The 22071-nt window shown below is 40.3% G+C and carries 14 protein-coding genes and 3 pseudogenes; 1 reads left to right on the forward strand and 16 read right to left on the reverse strand.

All coding sequences use genetic code 11. The features are described 5' to 3' along the window. Positions 1-14: 14 nt before the first annotated feature. The 16 genes and pseudogenes from V7K53_RS17360 to V7K53_RS17430 form a co-directional block, all read right to left on the reverse strand. Positions 15-1688, reverse strand: a pseudogene (locus V7K53_RS17360) (ATP-binding protein); the annotation flags it as partial. A 12-nt stretch (positions 1689-1700) separates the two neighbouring features. Continuing rightward, a pseudogene (locus V7K53_RS34065) lies at positions 1701-2468 on the reverse strand (PAS domain-containing protein); the annotation flags it as partial. Positions 2469-2473: 5 nt separating this feature from the next. Further along, the gene (locus tag V7K53_RS17365) at positions 2474-2998 is read right to left on the reverse strand and encodes a Rab family GTPase (protein WP_335198720.1); all 525 of its coding nucleotides are present in this window, start codon (positions 2996-2998) and stop codon (positions 2474-2476) included. A gap of 56 nt (positions 2999-3054) precedes the next feature. Continuing rightward, on the reverse strand, positions 3055-5229 hold the full coding sequence (locus tag V7K53_RS17370; RefSeq protein ID WP_335198721.1) for an OmpA family protein: 2175 nt from the start codon (positions 5227-5229) through the stop codon (positions 3055-3057). 135 nt (positions 5230-5364) lie between these two features. After that, the gene (locus tag V7K53_RS17375; RefSeq protein ID WP_292774975.1) at positions 5365-6000 is read right to left on the reverse strand and encodes a hypothetical protein; all 636 of its coding nucleotides are present in this window, start codon (positions 5998-6000) and stop codon (positions 5365-5367) included. 219 nt (positions 6001-6219) lie between these two features. Then, positions 6220-10935, reverse strand: coding sequence for a response regulator (locus tag V7K53_RS17380; protein ID WP_335198722.1), 4716 nt, complete (start codon positions 10933-10935; stop codon positions 6220-6222). A gap of 189 nt (positions 10936-11124) precedes the next feature. After that, on the reverse strand, positions 11125-12477 hold the full coding sequence (locus tag V7K53_RS17385; protein WP_335198723.1) for a hypothetical protein: 1353 nt from the start codon (positions 12475-12477) through the stop codon (positions 11125-11127). A 391-nt stretch (positions 12478-12868) separates the two neighbouring features. Then, positions 12869-13081 carry a CopG family transcriptional regulator gene (locus V7K53_RS17390; RefSeq protein WP_094351406.1) on the reverse strand — a complete coding sequence of 71 codons (213 nt, stop codon included), beginning with the start codon at positions 13079-13081 and terminating at the stop codon, positions 12869-12871. A gap of 55 nt (positions 13082-13136) precedes the next feature. Beyond that, positions 13137-13811, reverse strand: coding sequence for a response regulator transcription factor (locus V7K53_RS17395; protein WP_322686757.1), 675 nt, complete (start codon positions 13809-13811; stop codon positions 13137-13139). Continuing rightward, positions 13808-13945: pseudogene (locus V7K53_RS17400) on the reverse strand (ATP-binding protein); the annotation flags it as partial. The pseudogene V7K53_RS17400 and the gene V7K53_RS17395, both read right to left, overlap by 4 nt. 237 nt (positions 13946-14182) lie before the next feature. Beyond that, positions 14183-15616 carry a sensor histidine kinase gene (locus V7K53_RS17405; RefSeq protein WP_335198725.1) on the reverse strand — a complete coding sequence of 478 codons (1434 nt, stop codon included), beginning with the start codon at positions 15614-15616 and terminating at the stop codon, positions 14183-14185. A 486-nt stretch (positions 15617-16102) separates the two neighbouring features. After that, positions 16103-16756 (reverse strand): glutathione S-transferase family protein, encoded by a 654-nt coding sequence (locus tag V7K53_RS17410; protein WP_335198726.1) that lies wholly within the window; start codon positions 16754-16756, stop codon positions 16103-16105. Positions 16757-16895: 139 nt separating this feature from the next. Continuing rightward, positions 16896-17351 carry a VOC family protein gene (locus tag V7K53_RS17415; RefSeq protein ID WP_335198727.1) on the reverse strand — a complete coding sequence of 152 codons (456 nt, stop codon included), beginning with the start codon at positions 17349-17351 and terminating at the stop codon, positions 16896-16898. A gap of 27 nt (positions 17352-17378) precedes the next feature. Beyond that, positions 17379-18407 carry a glutathione S-transferase family protein gene (locus tag V7K53_RS17420; protein WP_335198728.1) on the reverse strand — a complete coding sequence of 343 codons (1029 nt, stop codon included), beginning with the start codon at positions 18405-18407 and terminating at the stop codon, positions 17379-17381. Positions 18408-18546: 139 nt separating this feature from the next. Beyond that, positions 18547-20574, reverse strand: a complete 2028-nt coding sequence (locus tag V7K53_RS17425; RefSeq protein ID WP_335198729.1) for an amylo-alpha-1,6-glucosidase — start codon at positions 20572-20574, stop codon at positions 18547-18549. A gap of 185 nt (positions 20575-20759) precedes the next feature. Then, on the reverse strand, positions 20760-21401 hold the full coding sequence (locus tag V7K53_RS17430; RefSeq protein WP_335198730.1) for a GNAT family N-acetyltransferase: 642 nt from the start codon (positions 21399-21401) through the stop codon (positions 20760-20762). Positions 21402-21528: 127 nt separating this feature from the next. On the opposite strand from V7K53_RS17430, the gene V7K53_RS17435 reads away from it, so the two are divergent. After that, the gene (locus V7K53_RS17435) at positions 21529-22068 is read left to right on the forward strand and encodes a hypothetical protein (RefSeq protein ID WP_335198731.1); all 540 of its coding nucleotides are present in this window, start codon (positions 21529-21531) and stop codon (positions 22066-22068) included. Positions 22069-22071: the final 3 nt, after the last annotated feature.

The raw sequence follows: 22071 nt of genomic DNA on the forward strand, positions 1-22071 counted from the left end.
TAGGGAGATAGTAACTACTGACTCATGATTAAAAACTCTTGGATGCGTTTAATAAAATCTTCTAACTCTACAATTAAGTTAATAGTACCTCGACGCTCTTGGTTTATCGCTAATTGTTCCAGTTTTTCTGCTGCTAGATGCATGGTTGTAACTCCTATATTGGCACTAGAACCTTTAATTTGATGGCCTTGAAGGGCTAGTTGCTCAAAATCACAAGCTGCGATCGCTATTTTAATAACTTCTAGACGAGGTTGAATATCTTCAACAAATATTTGTAGTAGTTCTAATTCAAATTCTCGGTTATTTTCTGAAAGTTGATGCAAGCGTTCCCAATCAATTGGGAGTTCAACTGAACCGACATCTGTTGTCGAAACTGTCTGCTCTGTGGCAGTTGTTTCTTTTGCCTTGAGTATTACATTTCCCCAATACTCTAGCGTTGCGGCCAAATTTTCTTTCATCACCGGTTTGCTCAAATAGTCGTCCATTCCAGCATCTAAACACATTTGTTTGTCTTGTTTCATTGCATTAGCTGTCATTGCAATTACTACAGGACGACGACCACTCGCAAAGCTGCTTTCTTGCCAACGATGAATTTGTTTTGTGGTTTCCAAACCGTCGAGAATCGGCATTTGGCAATCCATCAGAATTAAATCATAGGGAATTTTTTCTAATAGTTGCAAGGCTTCTTTCCCATTATTAGCGACATCAGCGCTGTAGCCCAGGCTTTTGAGTTGCTTCAAGGCTATTTTCTGATTCACCAGATTATCTTCAGTTAAAAGAATTCTTAATTTATATAGGTCAGGAGACGGGGAAGGAGGGGACGCAAAGACGCTCTTATCCGGGGACAATAAGAATAACTCCTGACTCTTGAACGCCAGTTGCTCCACTTGTGAAGACTCGACCGCTTTTGGTATCTCCTGTTGGGAGAAGACCACACTGGCTCCTGCTGACTCCTCTGGAATAACAGAAGCGGCAATCGTAAAGTAAAATGTACTACCTGCATTCAGCTCACTTTCAACCCAAATTCTGCCACCCATTAACTCGCACAGTTGCTTGCAGATAGCAAGACCTAAGCCAGTACCGCCATACTGTCGAGTAATGGAGGAGTTAACTTGACTGAAAGCTTTAAATAAACGCTCTAGGCGATCGCGTGGAATTCCAATGCCTGTATCTTTAATACTAAACTGAATTTCATCAGGATTTGCAGCAGAAGAATGATTAATATCGCTACTCTTGCGGGTTATAACTGAAACTTCTATACTTCCAGTTTCGGTAAATTTAATCGCATTACTGATTAAATTAATCAAGACTTGGCGCAGTCTGGTGATATCCCCCACAATCGTAGTAGGAAGTTGAGGACTATCTAAAAATGTGAGTTTTAAACCTTTTTCTCTAGCTGTAGGCGCAAGCAGATAAAGAGCCTCATGAATGCAATTTTGCAAAGCAAAAGGTTCTTCTTCGAGTTCTAAGTTACCCGATTGGATTTTGGAGAAGTCAAGGAAATCGTTAATAATTTTGAGTAAGGAATTTCCACTGGTGTAAATGGTTTCAACAAAATCTTGCTGTTCAGCAGTCAATTCAGTGTATTGCAACAAACCGGCCATACCAATTACCGATGCAATCGGAGTCCGAACTTCATGGCTAATCATTGCTAAGAATTCTTGTTTAGCAAGTTCTGCCTGCTTTCGTTCAGTCATGTCTCGCAAAATGTAAACATAACCTTGAAAATGTTCAATTTCTGTCTTTACAATTGAGGACGAAAAAGCTACGGGAATTGTTTTACCACTTTTGGTATAACAAACGGTTTCTACTTCTTTTACTAAAAAATTTATGTCTTGACTGTGGGATATATCAAGATCGTCAATTATCAATGGATATTTATTGGCTTCTCCAATAACTTTTGCGATCGGTTGACCGATGAGTTCTATTTCGTTGTATTGTAATAAAATTTGTGCGGCATAATTCATTTTTTTTATCTCGCCTGATAGCGTTGTCACTAACAAGGCATCCGCCATTGATGTTACAATTTGGTCAATGTATTGTTTAGAAGCCTTTAAGTTACGTAATAAAAGATTTGCTTCATTTGCACCTTGAAATAAAGATTGCTCAAGCACCATCCGTTCTGTAGCATCTTCGACAGCAATGGTTAGTCGATTCCTAGAATGGTCTTCTTGGAGATTATTAGTAATACGAATATCAATATATAAAGGAGAAGGCGTATCTTGCGATCGCATAATTCCTTTTAATTCAAAATTATCTTGTTCTCCCTGGAGAATTGCATCAAAAACATCTTCTAGTCCCTCTAATTCTGGAAACACAATCCGAACATCATGACCTAGTTTTGCTTCATTAGGAAGATCGGCAAAATGATGTAATCCCAAAGACATCTCTAGAATCTTGAAGTTTTCATCAATTATCAAATATTCAATACCACATACAGATAATAGGTTTGTAAAAAATGAATTCATCTTAATTAAATTAAACGAGTAGCTAAAGCTTGAAATATTTTATCAACATTATTGCCAGTTTTAGCTGAAGTTACATAAGTGTCTAATATATTAACTTGATTGGTAAATTGATGCATTTGCCGAATTTTTTCTAAATATTCGGCTGCAATCATATCTGATTTGTTCAGTGCAACAACAATATAGCTGTTAGGATTAACAGCTAAAAAAGTTTGAATATGCTCCTGGATATGATTGAGCGTTTCAGCTTGTGTCACATCGCCGACTATCACAGCACCTTTAGAACCTTGAAAATAATTTTTAGCAACTGCTTTAAACTTATTACTACCTTCAATATCCCAAATTATCAACTGTAATTTTTGTTCAAAATGTGGGTCTGTTTCAGGAAAGTAAACCAATTTACGAGAGATTTTTACTCCTACAGTTGAAAGGTATTCATCACTAAACTGACACTCTACAAATTGGCGAATCAGACTAGTTTTACCAACACCAAAATCACCAAATAAGCATATTTTTTTAGAGATTGTAGACATGGTTGAAGAAAAATAGAGAATGTTTTATCAAAATCATAACTACTATAAACTTAAAATTACTTGTTTATCGCTTCTAGAGCGACACAGCGGCTTAACCATAAGGGTTGAGTTTCATCAATTCCTGGTGGTAAATTTGTCCTACCAATGACCTGTAGGCGATATGGCTCAATGCCTAATTTAATCAGTGCTTGTTGTACAGCCTTTGCTCGCGCCAGTGCCAATTTTGGAGATTTGTTCGCGCCAGTACGGTCACTATAACCAATGATTTTTAAATGCTTATTTAGCTGCTGATTAAGGAAAAACTTAACCTGTTGAATCTTATGTGCTGTATCTGCTTTCATTAAACTCGCTGAGTTGGGTTGAAAGTAAAATCGAACTTCAATCTGTGGGGGTTCTACTCGCACTGCACTAGATACATATTTTACGCCGGGAATTTGTGCAAATGCATTCGCAATAATCTGAGCATCTGCAATTCGGTTGACAGTTCCTTCAACAGCTACTTTACCAGCGATATATTGAGCGGAAATTGCTATGTCGTTAGTCTGATTTAAAACTGTTGTGACTCGTTTGACTTCAGCAGCAGCTAATACAGGATCTGCTGGTACTTCTACTAATAAAATTTGATTGTCAACCAACCAATTAGGAGAGGTTATTTTGGCGGTTTGCTCGGCTTTCTGGCGAAGAAGCTGATTAGGTAATCGTCCTGTTAATTTTAATTTATTGTGTTCTACTTGTACATTGAGCCGATATACAGCTAGCTCTGGAACAGAAGTTAAAGCCAACGAAGTTTGATTTTCAATGGAATGTATAACTCCACTACGGTATTGCCAAATACCCCAAGGAATGAAAATGGTACTTATAACTGTTAAGACTAATATTTGTAGCGGCGAGATTTTCGCTTTCTTTTTATCCTGAATACCTGAATTTTTTAGTTCTTCTAGAAGTGTATTAATTTCAAAAGGAATTAAATCTGGATCGCCGTCAAATCTTTCAATTAAATTACCATACTTTTTAATAATTGTGCTGAAGACTTGCCGCATTTTCCAAATAAAGTTTTTGCTTGGGTCTCCTCGTACAATAATCGCTAAATAACAGTATCCTGCAACTTCTAAAATGATTTTTGATGTTCCATATTCAATTGCATCTAATTCTATTATGCTTCCAGATTGATTGATGCAATCATTGGCAAAGCTACGAATTGCTGTCAACATTCCTGCTACCATTTCAGCCTCTAGCTGCTCTACATGAGAGTGCTGAATATCTGAGATAACTAAACCAGATGTTTTATGAATCAAGAAAATGGCTTGAATTGTAAATGGCAGAGCTTCTTTAAGAATTAATTCTGCTTCCGAAACTCCCTGTAGCTTGGCACGAATTTTACGTTTAACGCCTTCAACACTAAGGGTTTCTTCAACTTGTCGGTTAATGGCACGGATTGTCTCTGCCATATATTTGGCTATGGTACTACCAATAATTGGGTAGAGTGCATCCACCACAATATTCTGCTCAATTTCAATTTGCTTTTTTATGGCTCGTCCCATTGCCGGAGCGATCGCATCTGAAACTTCTTCTGGAGCTATAATAATTTGCTGGGAAATGGCTAGAGGAATTACAGGTGCGATCGCTGTACTCATGCTAACTTTATCCTGTTCAGTGCGACTGCGGATAGTCTCATCAATGATCGAAGCAATTATTTGGACAATTTCCTCTCTCGACTCTGTAATCTTCAGTCTTAAAAGCTCAGAAATCCACGGTAGTAGTAAATTTATTAACTCTTTATGATCGTAAATTTGATGCTCTATTTTTGTTAATTTTTGTTCCAACTTATCTGTAATATTGTTTATTTCTGCTAGTTCATATCCGACTAATATATCCCGTAATTTTTGCAATGCATCTTCTGAGTTGTCTAATTTTTCCTCAAATTCTGTAAATATTTCAATAGATTCTTCTAATTCTTCTTGAGTAGTTTGTGAGTAATTCAATATATCTTGAGGAAAATTAAAATCCGACTCTAAATAAGCTTCACATACTTCTAATGTCACTGAAGGAAGTTGCAGTAATTCGATTTCTTCTGGAATATACTCATTACTATTATCAGTTTCTGATGGTAATAAAGGAGATTGCTCAGGGGATTCGATAATTTTGAGATCGATAAGCAAATGCAGCAAATTGTCAAGCTGCACAGCTGTTTCTGACTTCAACTCAACAGATTGAGAAACCGAATTTTCCACCTGAGTTATCCTTTTTAGAGTGCTGTTAGAGGTAGCGGGGCGTTGCGCCCGTGCTGAGTTAGGAGTTTGGAGTTATTATCTCCTTCATCTCTCTTTACTTTCTGACTTTATTATGAATGTGATTCTGCTGTACTGTTAGAGTGAGTTAACACTTACTTTTGATAACTTTGTAGTTTCTAGAAGCGGTACAGCAGTATATTCATCGCTGCGTTCATTGGCTGCTTCTCGCAATTTAGGAATAAATTCAGTTTCTTTCAGACGCATTCCCAAGGCAAACAAAGTTTCAGCCATATCGTCTTTAGAAACTTTTGTGTCTGTCAGTTGTGAGAAGCGTCGATCTATTTCTTCTAAAATTAGATCCCGTAATGCCGTAACATCATCTTGTAATTGGACTTTAGTTTGAAAGATTTCATCTCGAATCGAGGTAGTTTGGCTATCTAAGGTTTCATCAAGCGACTGAACGCTGCTAGAAAACTTTTTATTAAGTCTATCAACCTGTTGCCGTAAGTCAAGAGTTTCTTCTTGAGTTGCGAGGTTCAGTGATTTCAGCTTTTTATCCAGCGACTCAAATCCCGCTTTTAGTTCGGCAGAAAAGTTGGACTTGAGTTGCTCGACATGCAATCGCGTCTGTTGTTGCAGGAGAGATATATCTGACTCCAGCTTGCTAAATCGATTTTCGTACTCTCTTAGCTGTGTTCCAAGAATAATATCGCGGATCTGATCGATATTACCAAGTCTTTCTCGTACATCGTCTCTACTCATCTGACTCATTAGGAAAACCTCACTTTTTGGGAATCATAATAGATGATGCATTTAACTGACATTTAGGCTAAAAATTCTTAGCTGATGATGCAGCTAACTCACCGAATATACTTTGTTATTATTCCCAATCGGTTACAATTTCTATCTGAAAAATAGGAAATGAGTAATGCGAAATATAAAATAAGTGTTTTTCATAAGTTACTCAGAAAAAACGATCCAGTTAGTTTATTAATAAATATTATTATTAGTTAAGGTTGTGGCATTACTATCTTTACGGTTCAAAAACTCTTGAATGCGTTTAATAAAGTCTTCTAACTCTACGATTAAGTTACTAGAACCTCGACGCTCTTGCTTATAAGCTAGTTGTTCTAGTTTTTCAGCGGCCAGATGCATGGTTGTAACTCCCATATTGGCACTAGCACCTTTAATTTGATGCCCTTGGAGTATAATTTGCTCAAAGTCATAAGCGGCGATCGCTATTTTAATGACTTCTAGACGAGGTTGAATATCCTCAACAAATATTTGCAGTAGTTCCAATTCAAATTCTGGGTTATTTTCTGAGAGTTGGTGTAAGCGTTCCCAATCAATTGGGAGGTTAACTACACCGACATCTGTTGTAGAAACTGTTTGCTCTGTGATAGTTGTTTCTTTTGCGTCGAATATCACATTTCCCCAACGCTCTAGCGTTGCCGCCAAATTTTCTTTGATTACTGGCTTGCTCAAATAGTCATCCATTCCGGCATCTAGACACATTTGCTGGTCTTCTTTCATGGCATTAGCTGTCATTGCAATTACCACCGGACGATAACCACTAGCAAAGTAGCTTTCTTGCCAACGATGAATTTCTTTTGTGGTTTCTAAACCATCGAGAACTGGCATTTGGCAATCCATCAGAATTAAATCGTAGGGAATTTTTTCTAATAACTGCAAAACTTCTTTCCCATTACCAGCAACATCAGCGCTATAACCCAGACTTTGGAGTTGTTTCAAAGCAACTTTCTGATTCACCAAATTATCTTCAGCTAAGAGAATTCTAAGTTTGGGAGAGTCAGGAGAATAATAGTTGCGGTTGTTTTCAGAATTTTTCAGTTTTAAATCCTGACTTCTGACTTCTAACTCCTGAATTGTGACTTCTGTCTCTTCTTCTGGCTGCGTTCCTAAAATAGTCATGATGGTATCGAGGAGTCGGGATGGCTTAATAGGTTTGACTAAATAAGCCGCAAATCCTATTTTTAGCGCTCGTTGAATTTCATCGCGTTGATTAGTAGAGGTAAGCATAATTAAAGGTAGCCCAGCGATCGCTGAATTTGCTTTAATTTGTTCTCCTAAAGTCATGCCATCTATTTCTGGCATCTGCATATCAATCACAGCTATGTCATAGAAATTTTTTTGCTTGGCGGCTTCCTGAATAGCTTTGAGAGCAGTAGTAGTCGAAGCAGCTTGATCCACCAGCATCCCCCAACGGGTAGCTTGATGGTAGATGATTTTGCGATTAGTAGCATTATCATCCACTACTAACAAGCGCCGATTGAGCAAAAGTTCGCGTTCGCCTTTTAAAGAAATAGGATCGAGTTGCTTGGCGAGAGTTATTTCAAACCAAAACTTAGATCCTTTCCCCAAGCGACTTTCTACGCCCATTTCTCCTCCCATCAAGCTTACCAGTTGCTTGCAGATGGCTAATCCCAAACCTGTGCCGCCATATTTTCGGGTGGTGGAAGCATCTACTTGGGTAAATGGCTTAAAGAGTTTGGATTGATCTTCAGGGGTAATGCCAAGACCGGTATCTAAGATCGCAAAATAGATGGTGGCTGTAGTCAAGGAAAGCGATCGCAATTCTGCTCGTAATACTACCTCACCCTTGCTGGTGAACTTGATTGCATTGCTAATCAGGTTCATAAGAATTTGTCGCAAGCGGCCGGCATCGCCTTGGAGGTGGGTGGGGACGTTGCTGTAAATTAATCCTGCAATTTCTAATCCCTTATGATGGGCTGAGGGAGCCAATAATTCTAATACTTCTTCTACACAAGTAGATAAGTCAAAATCTAGAGTTTCTAGTGCCATTTCCCCAGCCTCTAGTTTGGAAAGATCCAAAATTTCGTTGATCAGGCTTAAGAGAGCATCGCCACTAATGCGAATTGTTTCCATAAAATCCCGCTGCTCGGAATTTAGGGGAGTTTCTAACATTAAGCTTGTCATCCCCAGCACAGCATTCATGGGAGTCCGAATTTCATGGCTCATGTTGGCCAAAAAGGCACTTTTGGTTTGGGAGGCTAATTCAGCTTGGTGACGAGCAATTTCGAGTTCTCGTCGTTGTTGAGTTTCTGCATCTAACATTTGGGCTTGGGCTAAGGCAATACCTACTTGGTCAGCTATTTGCCGTAGAAGATGAGTTTCAAAACTAGACCATTGGCGGGAACTGCCGCACTGATGGACAATCAGCAAACCGCAGAGTTCTTCTTTGACAAGAATGGGTATGACTAAATTACACTGGACTCCAAATTGTTGTAGTAATTCGAGATAGTTTTTTTGGACTTCAGCTATATCCAAGTCAGCAAGCCCCAGATTCGGTTTTTGACGGTACTGTTGTAGATAGTACTGCTGGATGTATTCAGCTTGAAAGTAAGCATTGACTAGCTCTTTCTCTTTAATTGCTAGCCAGCCAGAAATTACTGCCTCAACCACGGTAGCTCCAGAGCCATCAGCCAAAGGCTGATAAATCAAAACTCGGTCGCTATGGAGAATTTTTTGAACTTCGGTGACAGTGATTTGGAGAATTTCTTTGATTTGCAAAGACTGACGAATCTTAAGGGTGATTTCAGTAAATAATTGCGATCGCAAGTTTTGGCGTTGAAGTTGTTCTTCTGCCTGCTTGCGCTCAATAAACTGCCCTACTTGCTCGCCAATCAAATTCATGACCTTTGCCAAATTCGGATCAGCTTGCTGGATTTCATGGCTAAAGCAGGTAATAACACCGATGATTGTTTTACCACTACGGATCGGGAAACCGAAAGCTCCGTGCAGTTCTGCTTCGGCAGCGATTTGAGAGCGGATAAAACTCCGATCTTTAACTACATCAGCGATCCAAACAGGTTCAAGACTAGCCCAGACACGCCCAGGCAGCCCAATTCCTGGTGCAAATGTAATCTGCCGACTGAGGATGTCAAACTCTTGCATCTCAAAGGAGATTTTATACCATGAATTTAGCAAAGACAGTAGATTTGCTCGCCCATCTACCATCCAAAATTCACTAAAATCCCATCCCAAACTTTCGCAGATTCCTTGCAAGATTTGGGGCATGGCTTCGTTGATTGTGATTGACTCTGCTAAGATCCGGGTTGTAACGTACTCTGCTTTCAGATGCTGTTCAGTTCGTTGGCGTAAGCGAAGTTCTTCAAAGACATCGCTGATATCAATACCTGTAGCAACAATGTATTCAACGTGCCCCTCATAATCTTTCAAAGTAGTGTTAGTCCAAGAAATAAGCCGTCGACTGCCATCCTTAGTTACCCAATAGTTTTCGTATTCTTTGGGCGCTTCACCAGATCGCAACTGCTCAAAAACTGCTTTAACCGACTCTACCTGTTCAGGAAGTAGAAACAGGTTCCAGAAATGCCTTCCTTTCACCTCATCAAATGAGTAACCAGTAATTTGTTCGCAAGCTTGATTGAAGCGAACGATTTGCCCTTTCGTGTCAAGAACTATTACTAAAGCGCTGGTTGTATTAAGGACTGCTGAGATAAAGTTGCGTTCTTGATTGAGTGTTTCCTCTGTTAATTTCCGCTCTTTTCCTTCACGGTAAATAAAGTAGTAAACTATAGCCAGAATCAAAAAGCTTAGACAAATCGCGATCGCCAGTGTCAAAACTGTGTTGTTAGCAGTGGCTTTTGCAGCTTGTGACTGCTGTTGAAGCAACTCTCTATCCTGATTTTCTATCTCATGGACGATCTTGCGGATATCATCCATGAGATGTTTTCCTTGATTTGTCTGAATTACCTGCAACGCCGCCTCAAATCCCTGATTTTGACGCAGGTATATAGTCTGCTTGAGTATGGCAAGTTTTGCAGCTATCAGAGATTCAAGGGTTGCGAACTGCTTTTGTTGGTTAGGTTGATCTGCGATTAAATCTTTCAGTTCTACAATTTTGCGATCGATGTTTCCAACTACTGCTTGATAAGGTTCTAGATAACTTTCTTGTCCAGTGAGGATGTAACCGCGTTGTCCAGTCTCAGCATCTTTCATCTCAGACAGTAATTCTTCTAGTTGATTGATTTTCTCTTGAGTTCTTTGTACCTGATTATTCGTATCAATCAACCTGTGTGTGTTTTGATAAGAAATCACGCCAATCAAAACTAAAATTGCCGATGCTAACCCAAACCCTCCAGCTATTCTTTGAAAAAATTGTTTGTGTGCCTTCTGGGACTGTTTGCGTGTATCACTTGCCAATACCAAACTTGCTAAATTGCGGCGCATTTCTAGTTGCTTAATTACCTGACGACCAATAATTCGTAATGCTTCAAGTTGTTCTGGAGAAAGGTTTCTTGGTACACGATCGATTACACAAAGTGTTCCTAGTGCATATCCTTCAGAGTTAGTCAGTGGTACACCAGTATAAAATCGAATATTTGGAGCGGAAGTGACTAGCGGGTTTGTCGCAAACCTTTCGTCTTCTGTGGCATCAGGTACAACAAAAACTTCAGGTTGCAGAATAGCATGGGCGCAGAATGCCAAATCGCGGGGTGTTTGTAAGGCATCCAAACCAACTTTTGACTTGAACCACTGACGATTAGTATCAATTAAGCTGATTAAGGCAATGGGAGTTCCACAAATATACGAGGCTAAATGGGTGAGGTCGTCAAAGGCTGCTTCCGAAGGAGTGTCGAGTATTTTATACTGCAAAAGAGATTCGATTCGCTGTGTTTCGTTATCAGGTAATGGTGCTTTCATTCTCCAGCCTTATACCATTTTGAATTTTAAAAACAGAATTCGGAATTCAGAGTCCAGGAGTTAGAAGTTAAAATTAAGAATCCTTGGATAGTCAAAGTTTATAATTTTCAAAAAATCAAAAAATCAAAAATATATAGCGCGCTTGATTCTAATATTCATTCTGAATTCTGACTCCTGAATTCTTTTTTGTTAAAATTTGACCCGCAACTGTCCTGTGAAGGAATTACCACCGTAGGCGCTTCCGCCGGTTTCTTGATTGCGGACATTACTAAAGCTATAGCCCAAGTCTGCTTCTATACTGGGCGACAGTTTTACCGTACAGCGTGTTTGATAGGTATTTGCGTTGTCAAATTCTCCTTTAAGTCGCTGCCGTCCTAAGTTGGCAGCAAGGCGACAGCGTAAGAATTGTGCAATATCTCCCTCCCAAGCTACCTCACCGTTGTAAACTAAGAAATCTGGTGGAGAAAAATAACCGCTTGTGCGTTCTAAATCGCGATCGTAACTCCAAGTAAATAAGTTAGCTGCCAAAGAAAATTGTCCGAACTTGCGCTCTAACCTACTAAAAGACTGCACCTCGGAATTACCATCATTGTAATTACCCAAACGCAATGACGAAAATAAGCTGGTATTACGGTCAATCTGCCAGTATAAATCAGGCCCAAATCGCCAAGCAGTAATTTGATTGTCTAAAGTTCGAGCATTAGATTTATAAGGCCCTTGTTCTAAATTACCTGATATTATTGCTGCCGATAGCAATCGACCTGATGACGAAACTCGCGGGGGCGAAATGGGAGCATCCACCTTAACATTAAGATTGATAGCTGTGGGTAAACGATTGAACACATCGACTCCAGCTGCTGTTTGTAGAGTCACTTGTCCAATTTTCCCTTGCCATCCAACTTGCAAGGGAAAATTGGTAATTGATTCAACACCACGTTGCTCAAAGAGGTTAAAACCTGTCTTGAAAAATATTTTATTGCCATTTCTCAATCGAAACTGAACTGTTGGTTCTAGGAAAAAATTAGTTTGACCAAAGTTGTCTGTCTCATAGTGATAGTCTGTATCAATACTTTCCAAAACTGGATCTGGCGTTTTTGGTTTGGTGGAAGTTGTTGGTGGACTAGAATTCTGCTGTGGTGGTTCGGGTAGCGGTGGCGGACTAGAATTCTGCTGTGGTGGTTCGGGTAGCGGTGGTGGACTAGAATTCTGCTGTAGTGGTTCGGGTAGCGATGGGGGTAATCGCAAATCAGGATTGAAGTTTTCGGGTGCCGCCAGCAAAATAGGTGTTGGTTTTAATCGATAGGGGAGTGGTTTAGAGTATTGCTCTGCTGACTCAGGATTTACTGTGGTGACTTGCTCAGTCAATCCTAAAGGTGATTTCCAGGTCTGATGTGCTTGGGCTGCTTGTAATTTAGCTTCTGATAATATCCAAATACCTACGCTACAGATTACTCCTAATTGAATCTGTAGGCATCCCAAAAGAAATACAGCGTACAAACTAGATCGAGAAACAAAGAGATAAGGTCTAAAACTATATACCATCGCTTGATACTATATTTGTAAATGTAGAACTTGCTGCCAAATAGTTTTCTGGCTGCTAGCTGATGTAGTCGGGCTGGGATTATGATGCCCACAATCGATGCTTGTTAAGACATAGGAAAGGTAAAAGGCGTAAAGGCGTTAATTTGGCGGGATATAGAAGTTCCCAGGTGCATAAAGTACATATCAAAACCTCACCCCCAACCCCTCTCCTTGCTGAAAAGAGGGGTTGGGGGTGAGGTTAAGCTGTAGCTGATTCTGATTAGGAAACGCTAGACATCTTGCAAAATTTACTTTTGCAAGATATTGGGGAAAGGTTAAAGGGAAAGGGAAAATTCCATCCTTTCCCCTTTACCCCACTTCTGCAAGAAGTCTGCTATATTCGAGTCGATAGTTAGTGTGATTTTGACGAACTGCCAACAGTGATTTTTGAGTCTGCTGTTCCCATCTCAGAGTTTTCAGCATTGTCAACCTCAAGACTTCGGAGCAATTCTCGAATTACATCTGTTGCTGGTCTTCCTGTGAGAGTACAGTATTGTTCAAGTTTCTTCATTTCCTCGGTTGTGAGATTTACTGTCAGTCGTTTAACAGCCCATTTTTTCTTCATAATTCTCTTTTATCTTGAATATGTTGCTTTTCTCGAAATCACCACGTTATTACGATTACTCCCGTAGTGCATAGCCTACACCACGGACTGTATGAATCAAACGTCTTTCATTATTTTCTTCTAACTTAAGTCGCAAATAACGAATATATACTTCAATAATATTAGAATCACCCATGAAGTCGTAACCCCAAACTTTCTCTAAAATTTGATCTCTAGTAAATACTTGACGGGGATGTGAAAGGAGATATTCTAATAAGTCAAATTCTTTTGCTGTTAACTGAATGCTTCGTTTTTCCCGAAATACTTCACGGGTGCGCCGATTTAAGCTTAAATCTTCAAATTGTAACAAATCCTCGTCTGTTTCTTGCGTGCGGCGGAGATGAGCGCGAATTCTAGCTAATAATTCCTCAATGCTGAATGGCTTAACTACATAATCATCGGCTCCTGCATCTAATCCGGCGACGCGATCGCTCACTTCATCTTTTGCTGTCAACAAAATCACTGGTACTGTACTACCTGTTGTTCGCAAACGCCGACAAATTTCCAAACCTGTCAACCCTGGAAGCATCCAATCCAGAATTGCTAAATCTGGTGAGGAGTCTCGTGCCAGAGTCAAGCCTGCAATGCCATCATGGGCAACACTTACTCGGTATCCTTCGCTATTAAGTTCTAATTCGACAAATCGCGCCAGTTTGACTTCATCTTCCACCAAAAGGATATGTGCTGTCATATTTTTGCTCCTAAAGCAGGTAATGTGAGAATAAAAGTGCTACCATAACCTGGCTTTACAAGGATGGCAATTTTACCTCCCATACCTTTGGTTAGGTGTTTCACAATCGATAAACCCAAACCTGCTTTGCCAGTTAAACGAGGGCTGTCTTTATTCTTACAGGAAACGGGGTGACTTCCAAATAGATTACCCGATGTTTAAATTTCTAGCATTGCTGATTAGATGTAGAAATGTTTGATTGCCAAGTATCTACAGAGGTTTTGAAATCACGCAAAATCATTTTCATCTTGGAATTGAGCAACACCAAATTTCTCTATCATCTGTACTATATCTGCAATCAAATCTAGAACCTGGGGATCTGAGTCTTGCAATCACATAGAATTACTATATGTAGGTAAGCTGATTGTAAACATACTCCCTTCTCCTAACTTTGATTCTACACTTACAGTACCCCCCATACCTTCTACAAGAGTCTTAACAATAGATAAGCCCAAACCACAACCTCCAGTAATATGAGAGCGAGATTCATCTACACGGTAAAATCTCTCAAATATCCGTGCTTGCTGTTGCAAAGGAATGCCATAACCTTTGTCACAAACTTGAATAATAGCCCGATATTGAAGCTGGTTTAACTTAAAAATTATGGGTGTATCAGCGTCAGAATACTTAATGGCATTATCAATTAAATTTAATAATACTTGTTTAAAGCGACTATAATCTGCTTTGATCTCAATTGGATAAATTTCTGATTCGATTGTAATTGTGCGATCGCTATATTTTTTTGCCATCATGACAACTTCTTCAACCAAGTCATTCAGCACATAAGATTTCATTTGAAAATATAAGTAACCGCTATCTGCACGTGCTAAATCAAGTAAATCTTGTAGCAGACGGATAGTGCGTTCAGCTTCCGATGCCGCAGTTTCTAAAGCTTCTTGTTGAGTTTGGGTTAGGTTATTCTGCCTTCGCAATACGCTTTGTAAATATCCATGTACAATTGTTAAAGGTGTGCGTAATTCATGAGAAACATTACTCACAAATTCTCGCTCTTGCTCCCATGATTGGGAAAGGCGCGATAACAGCATGGTTAAAGTTTGAGCTAATTCTTTAACTTCACTGGGTGCATTCTCAAGATATAGCTGCGCTTGTCCTAAATCTTCAGCAGAAATCACAGAAGCCATTTGATTTAGCTGGCGCAGAGGTTGCAGAGAACGCTTAATGTAAAATGCGATCGCAGCAGTTAAAACAATAATTGCCAAAATACTAGTAATACCTAAACTTTGCACCATTACCACAAACATTCTCTGTTCGCGGGTAATATCCTTGACTACAAATAACTCACCCAGTAACTTACCCTGCACTTGTACAGAACTACCACATAAAACAAAGTAGCTTTGGTTCACTTTGTAAACTTGTGGTTTAATCGGCATCTTTGTCAGAGTCATTAATTCAGCTACAGTAGTATCAGATAATAAATCCAAAGTGGTAGATTTTGCTAAAATTTTATTATCAGGACTTTTTAGCCATAATAATATGTTGGTATTTGCCAAATTATTAATAGCCTTTTGCAACCCAGTTTCAGGTTGCATCATTTCACTATAAATTTGCACATCTTGCGGCAAGCGCTTGGCAATTTGTTCTATATTATATTTATGACTATCAACTAAAATTTGCTGCATTTTCCAGCTAGTCCATGTAGCAAGGCTACCTAATACCAAAGCTGAAAATGATGCAATACCAACCGTGAGGCGTGATTGTAAGGAAAATGGATCTATATTTATCCCAACTTTTATGGTTTGCTTCACTGTTTCGGTTGCGTTTTAGATGTTTAATAAGGTCGGAAAAACAAAATCAGACTGGTAAATGTAAAGTTACTGTTAACCACTACATCTTTAGTTATAGCTGATTTGAACTTACCTCTGTTGCATACCTACAGTGAAAAGTGCAGCCATTTCAAAAAGATTACTAAAATTTTTATTTAATTGCCATCTCAAATCCGCGAATTCTTGTCTAATAATAATGTAAATGCATTTCCTAGTAATTAAATTAATTTCTGCTGAGAATTACCTTAAAAATTTTCATCCTCGAAATTGATTCTAAGGGAGGATGGTAACAACAAGCCTTTTTTATTTGGGCGAGAGAGAATCAGATTTGGATGTTATTATGTTAAAGCGATCGCGTCTTTATCCTTCTCTATTTATAGTTCTTGATCCTTGGTAAACTTTGCATTCGAGGAATGCGGATTACTGTATATGATATTTAAGAGAACGGTTAGTGTCTAAGCTTTGCTCTCATTGAGCAAATCGAGCATAATGTTCGATATAAAACTTAGGAGGATTGGCGATCGCGCGCACGGATTCACGATTTGCTACGGCTGCCCACCATTGTTTGAGCCGATCGAGTCCCGGTGGTAATTGGAAGCCTAAAAAATGCTCTAATACATTTAGCTGCTCGAACCAAGGATAATAAGTCAGATCGACTAGACTAATCTCCGACCCAAGCCAGTAGGGAGCGCTATCTGACAATTTGTGCAATGCTTCATGTTCGATAAATAGCAAGTGTTCGGCTAACTCTTGTAATAACCCTGCCTGCTGTTGAGGATCTCGGCTATGTAACAATTTGCCAGAAGCAGCGAACAATCGGGTATCAGCAAAGTTAATCCAAATCCGCGCATGGGCACGCTGAATCGGCTCTTTGGGTAACAGAGGTGGTTCGGGAAATATTTCATCCAGATACTCATTAATAATGCTAGATTCCCACACCCTAATATCACCATGCTTGAGAACAGGCACCTTGCCATAGGGAGAAATTTCTAGAAAATTGGCAGGTTTGTTTTGCAAGTCGATTTCGACGATCTTAAAAGGAACGCCTTTTTCGGTCATGGTTAAGCGCGATCGGTGTGCGAAGGGACACAAAGCCGCACTGTAAATTTCGATTTCAGTCATAGGGACACCCTTTATATTGGGCAAAACAATTAGCTGCGAGCAAAATATGATAAATCATGATTATTTTCTCTGAATGCGATCGCAAATCGACACTATTAATTAACTACAAACAGCGAAGGGGACTAATGCTAACTTCAACCTATTGGTTGATAGTCTCTAGATATGGCCGCGGTTGGTGAAAACCCTGGAGTGAAGCATCGACAATGAGGCAAACTTCAATATGCATACCATCAGGATCGGAAAATGATAAGTTAAGTACTGGTCCAAGGTCGGCGATCGCGCCATCACTCACACCTCGATCTATCAGTTTGCGGCGGATAATCTGGAACGCTGATTCTGTTGGCGCATTCAAAGCTAGGTGGTCGATGTGTCCTCGTGCAAACGTATCCGGCAATCCAGAACTATGAATATTATTAGGCATTTCTGCTGCGTGAAGTACGCTCTGCGATCCAGCTAGCAGAAGTGCGTGACGAAAAGCTGGGGTCGTCTCTTGAAAAATTACTGGCATCTCGAATACATCAGTATAGAAGTCGATAAAGCGGTCGATATCTGCTGTCACCACTGCAACATGGTGGATACCTGATACAAGGCTCATGGTGTTACTCCAGTTAGATTGTGCAATTTATTTTCTATGAATAGGGAGCGATAACTTCTCAGGAGACGTTTTAGTGAAGCGATGTCTACGACGGGCTACGCCTACGCGATCGTGCTGTTGGTCAAAATCAATAATTGGCCCCTTCGGCACAATTTGATTTGGATTAATATCAGTCATACTCATGTAATAGCCGCGCTTGGTATAGTCTAGATTGCAAGTCGCTTTGAACTCAGGACGCTGATAGAGGTCTAGTAAATAATTCCAGAGATTTGGATAGTCGATAATTCGCCGCAAATTGCATTTAAAGTGACTGTAATACACTGAGTCGAAGCGATACAAAGTAACAAACATACAAATATCGGCTTCGGTGAGTTGATTGCCGCATAAATACCGCTGCTGGCTCAGAATGGCTTCCCATCGATCTAAACTCTCGAAAAGTTCTGTTACCGCATCTTCATAGGCTGCTTGCGAAGTCGCAAAACCAGCACGATATACACCAGCATTGATTGGCAGATAAATTGCATCAATCGTTTCATCAATCTGATGCTGTAGGTCGCGTGGGTATAAGTCTATTTTTTGTGTTGCCAATTCCCCAAACTCTACATCAAACATCCGCATGATTTCGCGAGATTCGTTATTGACGATCGTTTGAGTTTGCTTATCCCACAACACCGGAACAGTAACTCGTCCTGTGTATTTGGGATCGGCTTTCAGATAAATCTCTTGCAAATATTGAGTGTGGTTCACCCAGTCAGGAATAGCTCCCGGTGCTTCAGAAAACATCCATCCCTTGTCGCTCATAATCGGATCGACGATAGAGACTGAGATGGCATCATTCAAACCTTTGATTTCTCGCATAATTAAAGTGCGATGCGCCCACGGACAGGCTAAGGAAATGTAGAGGTGATAGCGTCCTGCTTCTGCCTTAAACCCACTAGAACCATCGGCGGTTATGCGATCGCGAAACGTTGTCGGCGTCTCAGTGAACTTACCGCTGGGATCTGATTTATTCCCATTGGTTGTCCATTTGCCTTCGATCATCATTCCTGACGGCATAATTTCCTCCTAACACTAAAGCGTGTCTATAAACTTTTGAGGATTACTTCAGCATTACGTCTTTCCTTTTCTGAAGGATGTTAATTTCTTAAAAATTCTTGACAAAATCGATTTTACAGAGAGATCAGGGTTTGGTGTATCAACTCGCTGTCGCCAACCAAGCACGCAAAACCTCTGCCACTGTCCACGCTTGGGCAATACATCCCCGTGGAGTCATCGGAGCATCACCATCAAAAATTTCGCTGAGATTACCAACACCATGTGCAGTCAGATGATTAGCCATTGGTTCCAAAAATTGACGAGCCTGCTCAGGATTTTTGTAGACGCGCAGGTGTGCTAACACGAACGGCCCCAACAACCAACCCCAGACGGTTCCTTGGTGGTAAGCTCCATCACGTTGATACTGATTACCACCGTATTCTCCCTGATATTGAGGACGATCGGGCGCTAGCGATCGCAACCCATAAGAAGTCAGCAGCGATCGCCCGCAAGCTTCCACCACACCCCTTTGCTGGGCAGGTGTGAGCGGACTTTCTGGTAATGACACAGCAAATATTTGGTTAGGACGCAACGCTGAATCATCACCATCAGGACTGTCTAGAACGTCATAGCAATAACTAGTCTCTTCATTCCAGAAGCGAGAAAATCTATACTTTGCCCGCTCTGCCATTGCCTCATATTCTTGGTGTGGTTTACCAAGCTGACGCGCAAACTTTGCCATTGTCCGTAAAGCATTATACCAGAGGGCATTAACTTCAATCGGTTTGCCAATTCGGGGCGTAACTACCCAATCATCAACTTTGGCATCCATCCAGGTCAGTTGTACGCCTGCAACGCCTGCATAAAGTAAGCCATCGGCGGCATCGAGATGAATATTGTAGCGTGTACCGCGACAGTGCCAATCAATGATGTCTGCAAGTATGGGAAAAAGTTCACCAAGCAAAGTATCATCATCTGTAGCACTGTAGTAGGCGCGGACTGCTTCAAAGTACCAAAGTGTAGCATCGACTGTATTATATTCTGGTTGCTCACCCGCATCGGGAAAGCGATTAGGTAACATTCCTTGGTCTACGTATCTGGCAAAGGTGCGAAGAATTGAGCGTGCTACCTCTGGACGACCAGTGGAAATTGTCAAACCAGGTAGACTAATCATCGTGTCGCGTCCCCAGTCGCTAAACCAGTGATAACCAGCGATGATGGTTTTGCCATAGGGATCTTCTGGCAATGAGCGATCGACAAGAAACTGGTCAGCAGCTAGTACTAGGTGGTTGATCCAGCTAGGTGATTCCTTAGTTTTCAGGGGTCGATTAGTTTTCCAAAATCCTGTTAACTTCTGTTCTTGAGCGCGACGTAACTTTAGTGCCGCTTCACCATTGAGATTTGGTTGTTTTTCTGTGCTGGCTACAAAGGCGATCGCTTCCCCAGGATTCAGTGTAACTTCAAAGGTGGCGGCGTGGAGGTGGTCTTCTTTATCTCTCAATCCCCGATAGCGTTCAACTGCTAAGTCAAAGCCATGATACCAATCGTGGACAACAGAGACACTAACACGTGAAACGCTGCGTAGCTTGCCGCCGTAGGCATCGCCTTTAGGTGAATCACTCAGTAGATATAGTGGTACAGCACCCGGATAAGCAGTTACACAAATCCCCTGTTCTACCTCCTCAATAGACATCTGCCAACCATTGCTTTGAGTATCGCTGTGATAATCGCGGTAATTGACTATTGCTTTGAGCGTCAACTTTAGCGGTTGAGTGGCACGACGCAAAGTATATTGGACATAAGTTGTATTAGCGCCTTGTTGCATCCACACCCGTTTTTCTAATAAGGCATCGGCAACAGCAAAACACCATACAGGAATTGTACCTTCCAGAGAAAAACGTTCAATATGTTGATAACCGTGGGGACTGACAATACCATCTGCCCAACGATTAGTGTCTAGAGAATAAGAACGAGTATCGTACAGGACATTTTCATCTAGTTTTGCCAGCATTAAGGTACGACCCAAAGGAGGTTTTAATGCTGCTACCAGTAGTCCGTGATAGCGGCGAGTCAACAAACCAGCCACAGTCCCAGAGGCGTAACCACCAATACCGTTAGTAACTAACCACTCCCGCGATTCTGCAGCGTCAAGATTGCCGCAGATTTCCCGCCCAAATTCTATACACATAAGTCACGCCACTTTGCTCTAAATTCAAAATCAACAATCGCCATCATGCTTTTCTCTCTGCATTTTCTATGCGTCTACGGTTTAAAAGTAATTTATTGAACCACAGAGGCACAGAGAACACGGAGAAAAGATAAATGATCGTCCAGAAATTTTACCCAAATTAAAAGGGCTACTCCTAACTTTTGTTAGATTGGGGATTGATCCTCAGTTATTTGAGATTCATTTACTAGAGGATTAAGGATAACTTCATTAGCTACACTATCAGCTTTCCGGGCACGAATTGCAGGACGCGATCTCTTGTAACCGGCTCTTTCAGCTTTTTGGTGTTCGTAATCAATCAATCTCCCATAATATTCGTGCTTGCTTAAATTCATCGACAAGAAAATATGCTGGCGAGTATTACCAAAACCTTTGCGGTTAAAAAACTTTAATGCTGAAGTATTGGTGGGGTCAGTATCTACCAACATAAACCGCGCCCCATCTTCAATCATTCGGGCGACGACTTTATCAACCAACTTGTCTGCAACTCCCCGACGCTGATATTTCGGGCTAACTCCTAGCCATAAAATATATCCATAAGTCCAGGATGCTTTGGTGATGATCGTTCCTAAAACGAATCCTGCTAATTCCCCGTCTGTTTCAGCCACAAGACAGTATTCTGGATCGGTGTTATAAAGTCCAATCACTTCCCATTCATCCCAAGTACGGTATAAATAGGGATATAAATCACTGGTAAATAACCCTTCTCCCAAGTGGTAAACAAGAGCAATGTCATCAATTCCTAATTCGCGTACATAAATTGCTTCAGTTTCGTCAAAAGTTGACATAAATTTAGAAGTTGTGATTTATTTACATAGATGATTACGGGCTTTTAGGATTCTCAACTATTTAAGAAGATTTATTTTGTCAGCTAACAGCACTATGTTAAATTTTGGCGACAAGGAATTTTAAAAAATGTCAATGGAGCATAAAGCATTTGTCTTTGATTACGATAGATTTCTTCAAGAGTTGGCTGATATCTTAGTCAATGCACTTGTTATTAATCAAAGCAACGAATTGATTACCTTTATCGATAATAATTTTTCATACCTGAAATATCCTGATGAAGGCGAACCTTTAGATTCTTTCTGGAAAGAAACGATCGAGATAGATGACATAAGCCAGTATGGTGATTTTGCAATTACCAAGTATTATAATCCTCAATGTGATATTGGACTTGGTTATGATTGGTTGCCTCTCTATGATATGTTACTCAATGAACTGGATAAAGATATATCTCCCTTGTTAGGTAAAAATTTCGGCATTCCAGGAAACTATTTTAATCCTGGCAAAATGGGGTCGTATTTTCAATCCCTTGAGCAAGTGAAGAATAATTTTGAATTGCTTAATTTGTTATTGAATGAAAAAAAAGAGTATTTACCGAATCTAGCTCTTTTAATAAAAATGCTTGCAAATGCTTTAGATTTAGACAAAGGAATATACATTACTTTTTGACTT

It is taken from the genome of Nostoc sp., from assembly GCF_036917355.1.
In the GTDB taxonomy this organism is placed as follows: Bacteria; Cyanobacteriota; Cyanobacteriia; order Cyanobacteriales; family Nostocaceae; genus Nostoc.